This is a genomic window from uncultured Dechloromonas sp., assembly GCF_945957265.1.
Taxonomy (GTDB): domain Bacteria; phylum Pseudomonadota; class Gammaproteobacteria; order Burkholderiales; family Rhodocyclaceae; genus Azonexus.
Genome location: NZ_CAMFKO010000027.1, coordinates 17,807 through 33,470, shown reverse-complemented (window position 1 = coordinate 33,470; position 15,664 = coordinate 17,807). Strand labels below are relative to the sequence as shown.

General features: G+C 65.1%; 16 protein-coding genes. 8 read left to right on the top strand and 8 right to left on the bottom strand.

The window, feature by feature from the left end; genetic code table 11:
• Positions 1-22 precede the first annotated feature (22 nt).
• From Q0P59_RS14005 to Q0P59_RS13975, 7 genes are all read right to left on the bottom strand, one after another.
• Positions 23-1,357 carry an FAD-dependent oxidoreductase gene (locus Q0P59_RS14005; RefSeq protein ID WP_295007303.1) on the bottom strand — a complete coding sequence of 445 codons (1,335 nt, stop codon included), beginning with the start codon at positions 1,355-1,357 and terminating at the stop codon, positions 23-25.
• Between the two features lie 118 nt (positions 1,358-1,475).
• Complete coding sequence (gene selA, locus Q0P59_RS14000; RefSeq protein ID WP_295007301.1) at positions 1,476-2,873, bottom strand: L-seryl-tRNA(Sec) selenium transferase; 1,398 nt, start codon at positions 2,871-2,873, stop codon at positions 1,476-1,478.
• Between the two features lie 46 nt (positions 2,874-2,919).
• Complete coding sequence (gene fdhE, locus Q0P59_RS13995) at positions 2,920-3,831, bottom strand: formate dehydrogenase accessory protein FdhE (protein WP_295007299.1); 912 nt, start codon at positions 3,829-3,831, stop codon at positions 2,920-2,922.
• Positions 3,832-3,982: 151 nt separating this feature from the next.
• Positions 3,983-4,603: a formate dehydrogenase subunit gamma gene (locus Q0P59_RS13990; protein ID WP_295007297.1), complete on the bottom strand. Its 621-nt coding sequence runs from the start codon at positions 4,601-4,603 to the stop codon at positions 3,983-3,985.
• Positions 4,600-5,496, bottom strand: coding sequence for a formate dehydrogenase subunit beta (gene fdxH, locus Q0P59_RS13985; RefSeq protein ID WP_295007295.1), 897 nt, complete (start codon positions 5,494-5,496; stop codon positions 4,600-4,602). The genes Q0P59_RS13990 and fdxH overlap by 4 nt, the downstream gene beginning before the upstream one ends.
• Before the next feature lie 12 nt (positions 5,497-5,508).
• Positions 5,509-8,574, bottom strand: a complete 3,066-nt coding sequence (fdnG, locus tag Q0P59_RS13980) for a formate dehydrogenase-N subunit alpha (RefSeq protein WP_295007293.1) — start codon at positions 8,572-8,574, stop codon at positions 5,509-5,511.
• A 328-nt stretch (positions 8,575-8,902) separates the two neighbouring features.
• Positions 8,903-9,883 (bottom strand): helix-turn-helix domain-containing protein, encoded by a 981-nt coding sequence (locus Q0P59_RS13975; protein WP_295007291.1) that lies wholly within the window; start codon positions 9,881-9,883, stop codon positions 8,903-8,905.
• Between Q0P59_RS13975 and Q0P59_RS13970 the strand changes: the two genes are divergently transcribed.
• On the top strand, positions 9,882-10,034 hold the full coding sequence (locus Q0P59_RS13970; protein WP_295007289.1) for a hypothetical protein: 153 nt from the start codon (positions 9,882-9,884) through the stop codon (positions 10,032-10,034). The two genes, Q0P59_RS13975 and Q0P59_RS13970, sit on opposite strands and share 2 nt — an antisense overlap.
• 55 nt (positions 10,035-10,089) lie before the next feature.
• On the opposite strand, the gene Q0P59_RS13965 is transcribed toward Q0P59_RS13970, so the two are convergent.
• Positions 10,090-10,272 (bottom strand): hypothetical protein, encoded by a 183-nt coding sequence (locus tag Q0P59_RS13965; protein ID WP_295007287.1) that lies wholly within the window; start codon positions 10,270-10,272, stop codon positions 10,090-10,092.
• A 207-nt stretch (positions 10,273-10,479) separates the two neighbouring features.
• On the opposite strand from Q0P59_RS13965, the gene Q0P59_RS13960 reads away from it, so the two are divergent.
• Genes Q0P59_RS13960 through Q0P59_RS13930 form a run of 7 tightly spaced genes read left to right on the top strand, consistent with a single transcriptional unit; the run spans position 10,480 to position 15,656 of the window.
• A complete protein-coding gene (locus Q0P59_RS13960) occupies positions 10,480-11,625 on the top strand; it encodes an amine dehydrogenase large subunit (protein WP_295007285.1) in 1,146 nt (381 codons plus the stop codon).
• Entirely contained in the window at positions 11,625-12,176 is a 552-nt protein-coding gene (locus Q0P59_RS13955) for a MauE/DoxX family redox-associated membrane protein (RefSeq protein WP_295007283.1), read from the top strand. The genes Q0P59_RS13960 and Q0P59_RS13955 overlap by 1 nt, the downstream gene beginning before the upstream one ends.
• Before the next feature lie 18 nt (positions 12,177-12,194).
• Entirely contained in the window at positions 12,195-12,785 is a 591-nt protein-coding gene (mauD, locus tag Q0P59_RS13950; protein ID WP_295007281.1) for a methylamine dehydrogenase accessory protein MauD, read from the top strand.
• A 28-nt stretch (positions 12,786-12,813) separates the two neighbouring features.
• Positions 12,814-13,338, top strand: coding sequence for a methylamine dehydrogenase light chain (locus Q0P59_RS13945; RefSeq protein WP_295007278.1), 525 nt, complete (start codon positions 12,814-12,816; stop codon positions 13,336-13,338).
• 3 nt (positions 13,339-13,341) lie between these two features.
• Positions 13,342-13,797 (top strand): cytochrome c, encoded by a 456-nt coding sequence (locus Q0P59_RS13940; protein WP_295007276.1) that lies wholly within the window; start codon positions 13,342-13,344, stop codon positions 13,795-13,797.
• 2 nt (positions 13,798-13,799) lie between these two features.
• Complete coding sequence (locus Q0P59_RS13935) at positions 13,800-14,228, top strand: hypothetical protein (protein ID WP_295007274.1); 429 nt, start codon at positions 13,800-13,802, stop codon at positions 14,226-14,228.
• 45 nt (positions 14,229-14,273) lie between these two features.
• Entirely contained in the window at positions 14,274-15,656 is a 1,383-nt protein-coding gene (locus Q0P59_RS13930) for a DUF1329 domain-containing protein (protein ID WP_295007272.1), read from the top strand.
• The last annotated feature ends 8 nt before the right edge of the window (positions 15,657-15,664 follow it).

Below are 15,664 nucleotides of genomic sequence, written 5' to 3'. Positions count from 1 at the left end.
GGTCGGGCGGGGGCATGGTCGGTCAGCCGAACATGTCCTCGTACATGCGGCCGGCCCAGGCGAAATCCTCGGTGACCAGCTCGTCGCGGCGCAGGTTGTCGTCGTCCTGGTCCTGGATGATGACGCCCTTGTCGTTGACGTAGTACTTGAAGCGCACCGCGATATCCTCGCGCGGCTCGGTATTGACCATCATGAAGCACAGGTTGTCGGGCAGGGCGTACCTGGGGTCGCGGCCCTTGACGCGCTGGGCGATGTAGTTGGCGACGATGCGGGCATGGGCGTTGGCGACGTGGCCGGCCTTGGGGTAGAAGCGGAACTGTGGCGACACGACGCCGACCGAGTCGCCGATCACATAGACATCGGGGTCGTCCTTGAGGTTGAGGAAGAAGGGATCGACGCCGGCCCAGCCGGTCGGCTTGCCTTCCTCGTTGCGGCCGATGACGCCGGCCTTCCACGCCATGTCGCCGGCCTGGTGCGGGGCCATCAGAATCGAATGGTCGAAGCTGAAGTCGCCGGCCGCCGTCTTGATCTTCTTGTTGAAGGGATCGACTTCCTGGATCGTTGCCTTGGGCACGTAGACGATCTGGTCCTTGTAGAGGTTGGCGAAGGCTTCCTGGAAGCCGCCGGTGATCGGCGCCGGGCTCGGCTTGGGGTCGAGGATGATGACCTTGCCCTTGATCTTGCGCTGCTTGAACAGGCCGGCGATCAGGCAGGCGCGCTCGTAGGGCGACGGCGGGCAGCGGTGGGGTGGCGGCGGCAGGGTCATCACTAGGTCGCCGCCCTGGAAGTTCTGGATGCTCTGCTTGAGACGGAAGTGCTCGGCGTTGGGAATGTAGGCGGCCGGGAACATGGCCTTGGTGTAGTCGGCGGCCTTGCGGTCGTTGCCGAACCAGGCCTCGTAGTTGTAGCGGATGCCGCTGCCGAGGATCAGGTAGTCGTAGTCGATCCAGCCCTGGGCGGTGATGACGCGCTTGCGGTCGCGCTCGAAGGCGGTGACTTCGGTCTGGATGAAGGTGTAGCCGTATTTCTGGGCGACCGGCAGGTAGCTGAAGGTGAGGAACTGGGCATCGACGATGTCGACCAGCCACTTGTTGCTCATCGGGCAGGAAAAGAACACCGGGTTGCGCTCGAGCAGCACGACGTCGAGGCTCGGGTCGAGCTGGCGCAGGTGCTTGGCGGCGGTGACGCCGCCCCAGCCGCCGCCGCAGATGACCACCCGCTTGCCGGTGGCCTTGGGCAGCAGCGGATCGGCCTGCATCTGGATCAGGAAGGGCAGCGGGCCGGTCGGCGCGGCGATGCTGGCTGTCGCGCCCAGCGCCGCCCCGGCGGCGAGGAATTGTCGTCGGTTCAAGCTCATCGGGTTGTCTCCATTCGGTAAACCACCCGGGCACGGAGATGCCCGGATTTACAAGTGCGCCGTTGCCGGCGCGGGCGAGGACGGCAGGCGGTACGCAGACCGCCGTGCGAGGCCGTGCTCAGAATTTCAGGGAGGGCAGCTGGGCGACGAAGCGCGCTTCGTCCTGCGCTTCCAGGCAACGCAGGTCGAGGTGATAGGCGTCGTCGCGGATGTAGCCGATAACCGGCGTCGGCAGGCCACGGAAGGCGGCTTCGAGGGCGAGCAGGGCCTTGCCCGGCTTTTTCGCGCCCGGGCGGCAGACCAGGGCGGCCGACGGCAGGCGCTCGACGGGCAGGGCGCCGCTGCCGATCTGGCTGCTGCACGGGGCGATGGCCACCGTGGCGCGCTCGCCGAGGGCGGCCTGGACGGCCGGTTGCAGGCGGGCCGCCAACGCCTCGATATCGGCGACCGGGCGGGTCAGCAGGCGCAGCGTGGGCAAGCGTTCGGCCAGGCGGTCCGGGTCGCGATACAGGCGCAGCGTGGCTTCCAGCGCGGCGAGCGTGGTCTTGCCGACACGCAGGGCGCGCTTCAGCGGGTTTTTCTTGATTTTCGCGATCAGATCCTTGCGGCCGACGATCAGCCCGGCCTGCGGGCCGCCGAGCAGCTTGTCGCCGGAGAAGGTGACGATGTCGGCGCCGGCGGCCAGCGCCTGCTGCGGCGTCGGTTCCGGCGGCAGCCCGTAGGCCGCGAAGTCGGTCAGCGTGCCGCTGCCGAGGTCGACGACGAAGGGCAGGCCGGCGGCGTGGGCGATGTCGGCGACGGTTTTTTCATCGACCGACTTGGTGAAGCCGGTCACCGCGTAGTTGCTGGTGTGGATCTTCATCAGCAGCGCGGTTTTCGGGCCGATGGCCTCGGCGTAGTCCTTGTCGTGCGTGCGGTTGGTGGTGCCGATTTCGTGCAGGCGGACCTGGGCGCGGCGCATCACGTCGGGGATGCGGAAGGCGCCGCCGATCTCGACCAGCTCGCCGCGCGAGACGACCGCTTCCTTACCCTGGGCCAGCGCGTTGAGGGTGAGCAGCACGGCAGCGGCGTTGTTGTTGACGATGGTCGCCGCGATGTCCGGTGAGCCGCCGGCGACCAGCTCGGCGAGCAGTCCGGAAACGAGGTCGTCGCGGTCGCCGCGGCCGCCGGAGGCAAGGTCGTATTCCAGCGCGCAGGGGGCGCGCGCGGCGTCGACCATCAGGGCGATGGCTTCCTCGGCCAGCTGGGCGCGGCCGAGATTGGTGTGGAGCACGGTGCCGGTCAGGTTGATGACGGGGCGCAGGTTGGCGCGGCCGGCGTCGTCGGCGCGGCGGTGGATGGCGGCGAGCAGGGCGGCTTCGTCGGGCAGCGGCAGGCCGTGCTTGAGGCCCTCGCGGGCGGCGGCCAGCTCGGCACGGACGCAGCCGGTGACCAGCTGGCGGCCGTGGGTTTCGATCAGGGCGGGGAGTTGCTGCAGGACGCGGTCGACCGCGGGAAGGTGTTGGTTTGGGTTCATGGCTTTTCGCCCGGACCGGGCAGAAAGGTTAAAAAATTGGCCGGAATCAGCCGCTATGCGCACCGATCAGGAGCAGGTTGGGGCCGGAGCGCTCGTAGCCGGCTTCGTCGACCAGCATGTCGAGGGCCAGCGTGGCGAGGTCGTCGGCCACCGGATCGACATTCGGGTCTTTTTCCTGGTACACGATCTTCAGGTAGCTCTGGCAGGCATCGCAGGTTTCGGCGCGGACAGCACCCTTGCTGCCTTCGACTTCGTGCAGCGACACTTCCTTGTCGGTGTCGCAGGCCGTGCAGGTGGCGCGCGGCACGTTCCATTCGGTGTTGCACAGCGAGCAGTGCAGGTAGCGCAGGTTGTTGATCGTGGCGCCGAGCCTGACCACGCTGGCCACCGGCAGGCTGCCGCAGCAGGGGCAGACGCCGTGGGCGTCGAGTTTCTGCACATGGCTGGCGTCGAGCTGGCTGGCCATCTGGGTGAAGGCGACCTGCAGCGCGGCGGCGACGAAGGGCAGCTCGGCGGCGTGGGCCATGTCGGGCTCGCCCTTGAGAAGCATGTCGGCCAGTTGCTCGAGTTCGGCTTCGGATGCGGCAAAGAGCTTCCTGAGCGTTGCCTGGGCGCCTTCCGGGGCGTCGGCTTCCAGGCGCTGCACGATTTGCTGCAGGGCGAAGCGCCAGGCCGCGGGGCGGGCCAGCGAGGCGGCGTTCAGGGGCGGCATGCCGTGCGTGCGCGCTTGTTCGAGCGCGGCTGCGTCGGGCAGGGGCAGCGCGGGCAGACCCTTGATCACGTCGTGCTGGGCGCGGCTCAGGTCGCCGAGGAAGCTCAGCCAGTCGGCCAGGCTGTGCTGGTCGGCCAGGGTGCCGAAGCGGGTGGCCCGGTCGGCGAACAGCGTGGTGGTGACCGGCAGCAGGATCGGTGCGGCTTCTTCTGCCGGCGGGTGGAAATCTATCGGTTGGCTGTGCATGGGGACAGTTTCAGGTGTTTATCCGGTCGGTGCCGAGGGTGGATCATTCAAAAAAACTGGGGGATGCGAAATGTTCTTCGCAGAGCCCCCAAAACGCAAGGTAAAACGGTTGTCGGTCTCGCCCGCGGCGGCAGGCGAGACCGGATGCGGCTTATTTGCCGGTGACCTGACGGTACCAGCCGCGGTGATGCTGCTTGGCCCAGGCGCGGGTGACCGTGCCGTACCACATGGCGCGGATGGTGCCCTTGACCCAGATGGCGGCATAGACGTGGACCATGATCATGGCGATCATCACGGCGCCGGCCGCGGCATGGACGACGGCACCGAGGCGGACCACGGTGATGTCGAAGCCGAACCAGGCACGCCAGATGAACAGGCCGGAGACCGTCATCAGCAGCATGCACACGGCGAGAACCCAGAACATAACTTTCTGCCCGCCGTTGTACTTGCCCTGTTCCGGCATGTCGTGGTCGTTGCCGTCCACCATGTTCTTCGCCTTGGCCAGCCATTCCTTGTCCGCCGGCGTCATCTTGTTCAGATGCTTGAAGCGGATGAAGATGGCCAGGAAGGACACCGCCATCAGCACCCCGATGTAGGGGTGGATGATGCGGGCCCAGGTCGGGCCGCCGAACAGCTGGGTGAGCGGGAAGAACGCCGGGTGGAAGAAGGCCAGGCCGGAGAGCGCGAGCAGGATGAAGCTGATGCCCACGACCCAGTGGTTGGCCCGTTCCTTGGGCTCGTAACGCTTGAGGTCCTTCGGATCGCGGATCATTTTGCTTCCTCCTTGTCTTCACGTTCGATCTCGTCCTCGATCTCCTTCGAGACCTCGTTCGGACCCTTGGTCACGTAGTGGAACAGGCTGCCCAGGGCAACGCCGGCCAGGGCCAGCGTAGCGAGCGGCTTGGCGAAGCCCTTCCACAGGGAGACCAGCGGGCTGATCGACGGGTTTTCCGGCAGGCCGGCGTACAGGTTCGGCTTGTCCGCGTGGTGCAGGACGTACATGACGTGCGTGCCGCCCACCCCTTGCGGGTCGTACAGGCCGGCCTGGTCGTAGCCGCGTTCCTTGAGGTCGGTGACGCGCTTGGCCGCGTAGTCCTTCATGTCCTCCTTGGAACCGAACTGGATGGCGCCGGTCGGGCAGGCCTTCGCGCAGGCCGGGGCCTGGTTGACGGCAACCCGGTCGGAGCACAGCGAGCACTTGTAGGCCTTGCTGTCTTCCTTGGAGATGCGGGGGACGTTGAACGGACAGCCGGTCACGCAGTAGCCGCAGCCGATGCAGTTTTCCTGGTGGAAATCCACGATGCCGTTGCTGTACTGGATGATCGCGCCCGGGGCCGGGCAGGCCTTGAGGCAGCCGGGGTCGGAGCAGTGCATGCAGCCGTCCTTGCGGATCAGCCACTCGAGCTTGTTGTTCTGCTCGACCTCGGTGTAGCGCATGACCGTCCACGACTTGGCCGACAGGTCCATCGGGTTGTCGTACACCCCGTGGCAGTTGCCGACTTCGTCGCGGATGTCGTTCCACTCCGAACACGCGACCTGGCAGGCCTTGCAGCCGATACAGGCGGAAACGTCGATGAGCTTGGCGATTTCGATGGTTTCCCGCACGTGCGTGGAGGGCGTCGTCGTCGCGGAGCGCTGTTTGATGTCTAGCGATTGCAGTGCCATATCAGCTCTCCCTTACGCTTTCTCGATGTTGACCAGGAACGCCTTGTACTCCGGCGTCTGCGTATTGGCGTCACCGACGTACGGGGTCAGGGTGTTGGTGATGAAGCCAGGCTTCGTCGCCCCCTTGAAACCGTAGTGGATCGGGATACCGATGGTGTGCACCTTCTTGCCGTCGACATCGAGCGCCTTGATGCGCTTGGTGACCACCGCCACGGCCTTGATGAAGCCGCGGTTGGAGCGGACCTTGACGCGGTCGCCCACGGCAATGCCCTTTTCCTTGGCCAGTTCCTCGCCGATTTCCACGAACTGTTCCGGCTGCATGATCGCGTTGATCTTGCTCTGCTTGGTCCAGTAGTGGAAGTGCTCGGTCAGGCGGTAGGTGGTCGCCACGTACGGGAAGTCCTTGGCCGTGCCGAACGCTTCCATGTCGCCCTTGTACACGCGGGCCGCGGGGTTGGCGCGGGCCTTCGGGTTCTTCGGGTGCATCGGGTTCGCGTCGAGCGGGCTTTCGAACGGCTCGTAGTGTTCCGGGAACGGACCTTCGTTCATCAGGCCGAGGCTGAACAGGCGGCCAACGCCTTCACCGGTCATGATGAAGGGCATGACGTGCTCTTCCGGCTTGGCGTCCGGACGCATGTCGGGCACGTCGTTGCCGCCCCACTTGTCGCCCAGCCACTTGAGCACGGTCCGCTTCGGATCCCACGGCTTGCCGGAAACGTCGGCCGAGGCGCGGTTGTACAGGATGCGGCGGTTGACCGGCCAGGCGAAGCCCCAGTTCAGGGTTTGGCCCAAACCGGACGGATCGGCGTTGTCGCGTCGTGCCGACAGGTTGCCGGCAGGCGACCAGACACCGCAGTAGATCCAGTTGCCGCAGGTGGTCGAACCGTCGTCGCGCAGCATGGCGAAGCTCGGCAGCTGATCGCCGGCCTTGACCAGCACCTTGGTCGGATCCTTCGGGTCGAGCACGTCGGCCAGCGCCTTGCCGTTGAACTCCATCATCAGTTCTTCGGGCGAGGGCTTGTTCGGGATGCGATAGGCCCAGGTCAGCTTCTGGATTGGCTCGGCGTAGGCACCGCCGTCCTTGGCGTACATTTCCTTGAGCTTCAGGAACAGCGTGGCCATGATCTCGGTGTCGTCCTTGGCGTCGCCCGGACCGTCGGCAGCCTTCCAGCGCCACTGGATGACGCGGCCGGAGTTGGTGAAGCTGCCCGTCGTTTCGGCGAACAGCGTGGCCGGCAGACGGAAGACTTCGGTCGGGATCTTGCTCGGGTCGACGTCGTTGAACTCGCCGTGCGGCTTCCAGAACTCGGAGGTGTCGGTGGCCAGCGGGTCCATGACGACCATCCACTTCAGCTTGGCCAGCGCGTCGCCCACCTTCTTCTTGTTGGCGACGGAAGCCAGCGGGTTGAAGCCCTGGCACAGGAAACCGTTGATCTTGCCCTGGTACATCTGGTCGAAGATCGACAGCACGTCGGATGCGCCGCCCAGCTTGGGCATGAAGTCGTAGGCGAAGCCGTTGTCCTTGGTCGCGGCATCGCCCCACCAGGCCTTGTGCAGGCTGACGTACCACTTCGACAGGTTCTGGCCGTAGTTCATCTGGCCCGGACGCAGCAGCTTCGGCGTCTTCTTGTCGAGGAAGGTCTTCAGGTCCGGCTCGGCGTCGGTCGGCACCGCCAGGTAACCCGGCAGGTTCTGGGCGTACAGCGCGAAGTCGGTGATGCCCTGGACGTTGGCGTGGCCGCGCAGCGCGTTGATGCCGCCACCCGCCATGCCCATGTTGCCGAGCAGCAGCTGGATGATCGCCATGCAGCGGATGTTCTGGGAGCCGACGGAGTGCTCGGTCCAGCCCAGCGCGTACAGGTTGGTCATCGTCTTGTTCGGTGCGGCCGTTTCGGCGATGTACTCGCAGACCTTCAGGAAAGCTTCCTTCGGCGTGCCGCAGACCTGTTGCACGACGTCCGGCGTGTAGCGGGCGTAGTGGGCCTTGAGCATCTGGAAGGCGCAACGCGGGTCCTGCAGCGTTTCGTCGACCTTGACGAAGCCGTCGGCACCCATCTGGTAGGACCAGGTGGACTTGTCGTAGCTGCGTTTTTCCTCGTTGTAGCCGGTGAAGATGCCGTCGTCGAAAGTGAATCCTTCGTTGATCAGGAAGGACGCGTTGGTGTACGCCTTCACGTAATCGTGATGGATCTTGTCGTTGGTCAGCAGGTAATTGATGACGCCGCCGAGGAAGGCGATGTCGGAACCGGAGCGGACAGGCGCATAGTAATCGGCCACCGAAGCCGTGCGGTTGAAGCGCGGGTCGACGACCACGAGCTTCGCCTTGCGGTTCTTCTTGGCTTCGATTGCCCACTTGAAGCCGCAGGGGTGCGCTTCAGCGGGGTTGCCGCCCATCACGAAAATCAAGTCAGCGTTCTTGATGTCCACCCAGTGGTTGGTCATCGAACCACGCCCAAAACTCGGAGCCAGACTGGCCACCGTGGGAGCGTGTCAAATGCGCGCCTGGGTATCGATCGAGGTCATGCCCAACGCGCGAATCGTCTTCACGGTCAGGTAGCCGGCCTCATTCGGTGCTGCCGATGATGCGAGGAATGCAGTGCTGGTCCAGCGGTTGACGGTCAGGCCATCCTTGTTCTGGGCCATGAAGTTGGCGTCGCGGTCGGCCTTCATGTGCTTGGCGATGCGGTCGAAGGCTTCCATCCAGGAAATCTTCTTCCACTCGTTGCTGCCGGCTTCGCGAACTTCCGGCCACTTCAGGCGATTGGCGCTCTGCACCATGTCGCGCAGGCCGGCGCCCTTCGGGCACAGCGTGCCACGGTTGACCGGATTGTCCGGGTCGCCTTCGATGTGAATGATCTCGGCCGGGGTGTTCTTGGACTTGTCCCCCGTCGAATAGATGAGTACCCCGCACGATACCGAGCAGTACGGACAGATGTTCCGTGTCTCGGTGGCGCGGGCCAGCTTGAAGGTACGTACTTCCGCCTGGGCTGCGGTCGGCGAGAAACCCATCAGTGCGATGGATGACCCGCTGAGCCCGGCGGAGCAGACCTTGAAGAACTGCCGCCTGTTCATGTTCATTTAGGTTTTTCCTCCGTATGCGACTCCGTGTCGCAATGGCAGAACGCAGCAAGGAGCAGGCCAGTTTTCGTAAGTCATTGAACGATGGGGAATCGGCTTGCGGCGGCCCTCTTGGGGTTGGGACATTTTGTCCTTTTGGCTGCCGGGTGGGACATTTTGTCCGTGCGCCGGATGGCTCGCTGCGGCCTCAATGGCCGGCATGGCGCAGGCGAAGAGCGAGGCGGGCGGATACGCGGGCAAACCGGTGGCCGGCCGGGGCGGCGAGCTCGGGGAAAGGCGGGCAGGGCGGTACCGCGGACGAGGCCGGGCGCGCCCGTCGGCGGCGCGCTTACTGCCGCGTCTGGCGCAGGGTGTCGGAAGGGAGTTCGCCGAACAGGGCGCGATATTCGGCGGCAAAGCGCGGCAGGTGCCAGAAGCCCCACTTGGCGGCGATGTCCCGGATCTGCTGGCCGCTGCCGTCGGGGTCGCGCAGCGCGCGACGGACGCCGTTGAGGCGCAGCGAGCGCAGGTATTGAACGGGGTTGATGTCGAGCGCGTCCTGAAAGCAGTAGTTGAGCATGCGCCGGCTGATATTGAGCTTCTGGCAGAGGTCGGCGACGGTGATCGGTTCGGATGTATGGGTCATCGCGTAATCGGTCGCCTCGCGCACCACCTGGCAGCGCCCGGCAAAGGAGCGGGTGGGCAGGGGCGCGCGGTTGGAGGCCTGCAGCACTTCGGTGAGATGGCCGATGATGGCCGAACTCATCGAGCGCTGTACCTGCGGATAGCGGAGCAGCGAGGGTTCGAAGTTGGACGGGTCGAAAATGGCGAGCAGGCAATTGCGCAGCTCGTCGAGCAGTTGCCGGTCGGCGACCATCACGGTCGGGGCGTTCGGGAAAACGCCGGGCAGGTTTTCCTGGCCTTCGGGGGACATCGTGTCGAGCAGGGCTTCCTTGCGGATGGCGAGGGCGACGATGTCGAATTCCTCGGGCGAGGTCAGGGAAAATTCCTGGCCGCTATGGAAGGTCAGCATCGAGTCGCGGGTCAGGACCTGCCGGGAAAACAGGCAGCTTCCCTTCATGGCCACCGGAATCCCGACGACGAAACAGCCATCCCAGGAGATGCCGCTCTGCGCTACCGCGCGATTGGTCGTCTCGCGAAAGATTTGCAGGCCCTTGAAGCGGATATCGACGACCCGCCCTTCGAAGTTGCCCGGCGACAGCTGGTCGTAGGTCTGGTCCCAGCCTTGCAGCGATTCGGCGTGCTCGTCCGAGTCGCGGGTTGTGCGGTTGAAAAATGAGTAATTCGTCGACGTGGCGGAGAGGGGCATGGGCACACCTGGAATGAATGACCGGGCCAATGTCGTCATGACCGATTGGAGCGGCCTCTATGCGGTTCAGGATAGATCAGAATTTCGTTTAGGGAAACAGGTTTTGATTGGTGACATGGGGTTTTTTCCAGTTTCGGCTACGGCCTGTTGATGGCAGGGCGTTGGGTCTTGGCATGAATGCGCCACAACGGGGCGTTTTCGTAGGTTCATGCACACATTTTGCCTTCCTTTTGTTTTGAAAATAATTCTTTTAAAACAGTTGGATGCTTCGTTTTTGCCGATTCGCCATCGCCGGAACCGGAGGCTCGTGGCTGTTTATGCAAAACCGGTGCCAGTCGCTGCGGCCGGCCGGCGACCGCATCTTTCGGAAACCGGCCGCTGGCTGCCATGGGGTATTTCCCGGCGCTTTGATCCAGATCGTGTTTTTCCGGTTTTTTTGTCGTCTTTTCCGAAATCGGATATCAAACCGGGCTTTCGCATCGCTTCGGTTCCGATTTCGGATACCGCCTTCGACTTCTCCGCCAACACAATTTGAGCCATCGAACGGGACAGTTTTTGTTCCGCTCCCGATCCAAATAGAAAAAAGGAGGTCGCTGGTGATACCCAAGAGAATTGCATTGCTAACCGTCGTCGCCGCCCTGGGGGGCAGCCTGACGGCACACGCCGAACTGCCGCTGGACCAGATCACGGTCGCCCGCATGCCGGCGCCGCATCCCTATCGTCTGTATTTCACCGATGTGAATATCCTCTCGCTGCTCGACGGCAAGATGACCATCATCGACGGCCGCAACCTCAAGGTCGAAGGCATGGTCGCCACCGGCACCTTCGGCCAGACCGCGGTGTCGCCGGATCGCTCGGAGATCTACGCGGTCACCACCTATTACAGCAAGGGCAACCACGGCGAGCGCAGCGAGGAGGTGCTGGTCTACGACGCCGCGACGCTGAAGCTGAAGGCCGAGATTCCCTATCCGGCCCGTCATGCCCAGGCGCTGCCCTATCGCGGCACAATGCGCACCTCGGGCGACGGGCGTTTCCTGTTCATCCAGAACGCCACCCCGGCCACCTCCATCGGCATCGTCGACCTGAAGAGCCAGAAACTCGTCGCCGACATCGCGACGCCGGGTTGCTACAACGTCTATCCGGCGCAGACCGCCAACCGGGTGTCGACCCTGTGCGGCGACGGCACCATGCTGACCATCGCGCTCGACGACGAAGGCAAGCCGACCGGCAAGCAGAAGAGCGCCCGCTTCTTCGATCCGGACGACGATGCGCTGTTCGTGACGGCCGCGCAGGAAGGCGACCGTTATCACTTCGTTTCCTTCAAGGGCAACGCGGTCAGCGTCGATCTCTCCGGCGAGACCGCCCAGGCCGGCAAACCGTGGCCGCTGGTCAGCGCCAAGGATGCCAAGGGCGGCTGGCGCCCGGGCGGCTACCAGCCGGTGGCCCTGCATCGCGACAGCGGCACGCTGTATGTCGGCATGCACCCCAAGGGCTACGAGGGCAGCCACAAGAATCCGGCACACGAAGTCTGGACCTACGATTTCAAGGCGCAGCGCCTGGTGGCCCGCAACAAGGTGGTGCATAGCACCGGCCTGGCCGTCAGCCAGGGCGCGGCGCCGCGTCTGTTCGCCTTCGATACCGAAAAGGCCCAGGTTGCCGCTTACGACGGGACGACCAAGCTCAAGCTGGCCGGCATGAAGGGCGGTTTCGGCTTCACGCCGACCCTGCTGGAGGCCCAGTGATGGACGCCGTCACGGCTTTCCTCAACGACCCGGTGGTGACGCGCAGCCTGGGAGCCATGCTCTCCGTGCTGCTGCTGATCGGGAGCTGGCAGAAGCTGCGCGACATGGTGGTCTTCGCCGCCGCGGTCGACAACTACCGCCTGCTGCCCGAGTCGCTGGTGACGCCGGTGGCCTGGGCCGTGGCCTTGAGCGAAGCGGCGGCCGGCCTGCTGCTCCTGCTCAACGACACGGCGGCAGCCGGTGCCTGGTTCTCGCTGGCCCTGCTGGCCGCGGTCACCGCTGCCGTCGTCATCAACCTGCTGCGCGGCCATACCGCCATCGATTGCGGTTGCGGCGGCCTGTCCAGCCAGCCGCTGGCCTGGTCGCTCGTCGCCCGCAACGTCGTGCTCATGGGCATCGCCCTGCTTGCCGCCCGGGAAGGCGCCAGCCGCCCGCTGGTATGGGCCGACTACCTCACCACCGTCGGTGTCGTCCTCGGCCTGCTCGGCCTCTACACCATCGCCAATCAACTAATGACCAACGCCCCGCGGGTGCTGGCCGTTCGCCGGTAACAAGAAAAGGAATTCAACATGAACGATGCAATCCTCATCTCCAACGCCATGCTGTGGGTCGTGCTGCTTGCCCTGGTCGTGGTCGTCCTCGCCCTGGCCCGCCAGATCGGCATTCTCTACGAACGCATCGCCCCGATGGGCGCCCTGATGATGGACCAGGGCCCCAAGGTCGGCGAAGCGGCACCGATCTTCAACCTCGACAGCATCGGCGGCGGCAAGCTGCAGGTCGGCGGCAACCGCGGCCGCAGCCAGCTGCTGTTCTTCCTGTCGCCGACCTGCCCGGTGTGCAAGAAGCTGCTGCCGGTCCTCAAGTCGATCCGCCAGGACGAATCGGCCTGGCTCGACGTGACCCTGGCCAGCGACGGCGAACTGCCGGCGCATGCCGAGTTCTACAAGAAGGCCGAGCTGCAGGACTTCCCCTACGCCTTGTCCACCGACCTCGGCATGACCTACCGCATCGCCAAGCTGCCGTACGCCGTGCTGATCGGCGAGGACGGCGCGATCCGCGGCAAGGGCCTGGTCAACTCCCGCGAGCAGCTGGAAAGCCTGTTTGCCGCCAAGGAGGCCGGCGTGGCCTCGATCCAGGAATACATCGATCAACGCGCCTGAAGCGCGCCCCAGCAAGGAGAAACAGAAAATGAAATGGTTCGATGACTTTTTTGAGCACAAGACCCGGCGCGTCGCCCAGTCCTCGTCGCGGCGCAGCGCGCTGGCCAGGCTCGGCAAGATCTTCGTCGGCACGGCCTTCGTGCTGCCGGTCCTGCCTTTCGACCGGATCGGGCAGGGCGCCCACGCCGCCGCGCCGAGCAAGGCCAACGACGACACGACCTGCGACTACTGGCGTTACTGCGCGCTCGACGGCTTCCTCTGCACCTGCTGCGGCGGCACGATTTCCAGCTGCCCGCCGGGGACCGAGATATCCAAGGTGACCTGGGTCGGCACCTGCCGCAATCCGGGCGACGGCAAGGATTACCTGATCAGCTACAACGACTGCTGCGGGGCCACGGCCTGCGGCCATTGCGGCTGCAACCGCAACGAACGCGAGCGCCCCGGCTACCGCATGGGGGTGCATAACGACATCAACTGGTGCATGGCCAACAGCAGCAACATGTACAACTGCACGGTGGCGGCCATCGTCGGCGTCAGCGACGGCAAGGGCTGAGCCATGGCGCGTCGGGTATTCGCATCCCTGGCTCTGCTCGCCGCCTGCGGCGGCGCGCTGGCCCAGGCCGACGGCGCGGCGCTGTTCGCCGCCCATTGCCAGGCCTGCCACCAGCCGGGCGCGGTCGGCGCGCCCGGTATCGCGCCGCCGCTGGTCGGCAACATCGGCCGCCATGCGGCGAACGAGGAGGGGCGGCGCTACCTGATGCGCGTCGCGCTGACCGGCATGATCGGCAGCATCACGGTCGATGGCGTGCGCTACACCGGCAACATGCCGTCCTTCGCCGTCGCCTTGTCCGATGCCGAACTGGCGGCCGTGCTGCGCCATGTCCTGGCCGGCTACGAAAAGGTCGCCGACCTCGCCTGGCTGACGCCGGAACAGCTGGCGGCAACCCGCCAGGCCGGCGGCAGCCCCAACGAAACCCACAAGATGCGCGGGCGCCTGCCCGCAGGAGGCTGATCATGAAACGCTCGGTCGTCGCCGTGGCGGTCGCGCTGCTGGCAAGCCAGGCCGGGGCTGCCGGCAGTTCGCCCAAGGTTAATTACATGCTGCACTGCTCCGGCTGCCATGGCCCGGCCGGCGCCGGCAACCCGGAGGTCGGCATTCCGGACATGCGCGGCGCCATCGGGCATTTCCTCAAGGCCAGGCATGGCCGCGAGTTCCTGATCCAGGTGCCGGGCACTTCGCAGACCAGCATGAACGACGCCGACGTGGCCGTGATGATGAACTGGATGCTGCAGCAGTTCAGCGCAGCGGAAGTTCCCGCCGGCACGCTTCCCTATAGCGAACAAGAAGTACGACAACTGCGCGCCAATCGACTGGCCGACGTCCCCGGAAGACGGGCGGCGATCATCAGCGAATTGAAAGCGCAGGGCATATCAATCGAGTAACACTCGAAACAGGGCAATTCATCTTTCGACAGGAGGACCACAATCATGCACCCCAACCACAGAGCCAAACCGCTGGCGCTGGTCGTCGCAGGCCTCATCGGCCTCATTGGCCAATCCGGCGGCACGGCGCTCGCTGCAGTCAGCGAGCAGGAAGCCGCCCAGCTCGGCAAGGACCTGACCCCGGTCGGCGCCGAGCGCGCCGGCAACAAGGACGGCAGCATCCCGAAATGGGAAGGCGGTCTGCCCAAGGGCAAACACAAGGTGGGCGACGCCCGCGTCGACCCCTTCGCCGCCGACAAGCCGCTGTATTCGATCGACGCCAGCAACGTCGACAAGTACAAGGACAAGCTGTCGGCCGGCCAGATCGAGCTGATCAAGACCCGCAAGGGCTACCGGATGGACGTTTACCCGACGCACCGCAGCTGTGGCTACCCGGATTCCGTCTATGGCCAGACCAGGGTCAACGCCACCAGCGCCAAGCTGACGGCCGACGGCAAGGACAACCTGGCCCAGGCGGTCGGCGGCGGCTTCCCGTTCGCCGTGCCGAAGAACGGCGCCGAGGCGGTGTGGAACCATCGCCTGCGCTGGCAGGGCGAAGGCCGGATCGAGTATTACCAGACCAACTTCATCAATCCGGACGGCACCTTCTACGGCCTGGCCCAGGACCAGGTGGTGATCACCCCGTTCGCCTCGCCCAAGGCCAAGTCCATCGACGACGTCGGAGGCGTGCAGATGAAGCTGCTCAACCTGGCGACGGCGCCGGCCGCGCGCACCGGCGAGATCATCCTGGCCCATTACTTCCTCGGCAAGTCGAACGATGCCTGGATGTACTTCCCCGGCCAGCGCCGCGTGCGCCGCCTGCCGGCCTTCGAGTACGACAACCCGATCCCCGGCTACGAGAACCTGGAAACCGCCGACCAGTACCCGATGTTCGCCGGCGCGCTCGACCGCTATGACTGGAAGCTGGTCGGCAAGCAGGAGATGGTCGTGCCGTACAACAGCTTCAAGTTCGTCGCCAAGCGGCCGGCCAAGGAAGTGTATGAGGGCATGTATCCGAAGCGCGACCTGATGCGCTACGAAGTGCACCGCGTCTGGAAGGTCGAGGCGACAGTCAAGCAGGGCATGCGCCACATGTTCGCCAAGCGCACCTTCTACCTCGACGAAGACACCTGGATGATCCTCGCCGCCGACCAGTACGACGCCCAGGGCAAGCTGTGGCGCGTGATGGAAGGCTCGCTGTACCCGGCCGTTGAACTCGGCGCCTGCGTCAGCCAGGAGTTCATGTCGTGGGACCTGACGGTCAACCGCTACATGGCCGAAAACTCGACCCAGGAAGCCAAGCACACCGACTGGCTGGCCGGGCAGGAAGGACGCATCGACGCCAAGCGCTTCGAGTCCGACGAATTGCGCCGCGCCGGCGACCGCTGACCTGAAGC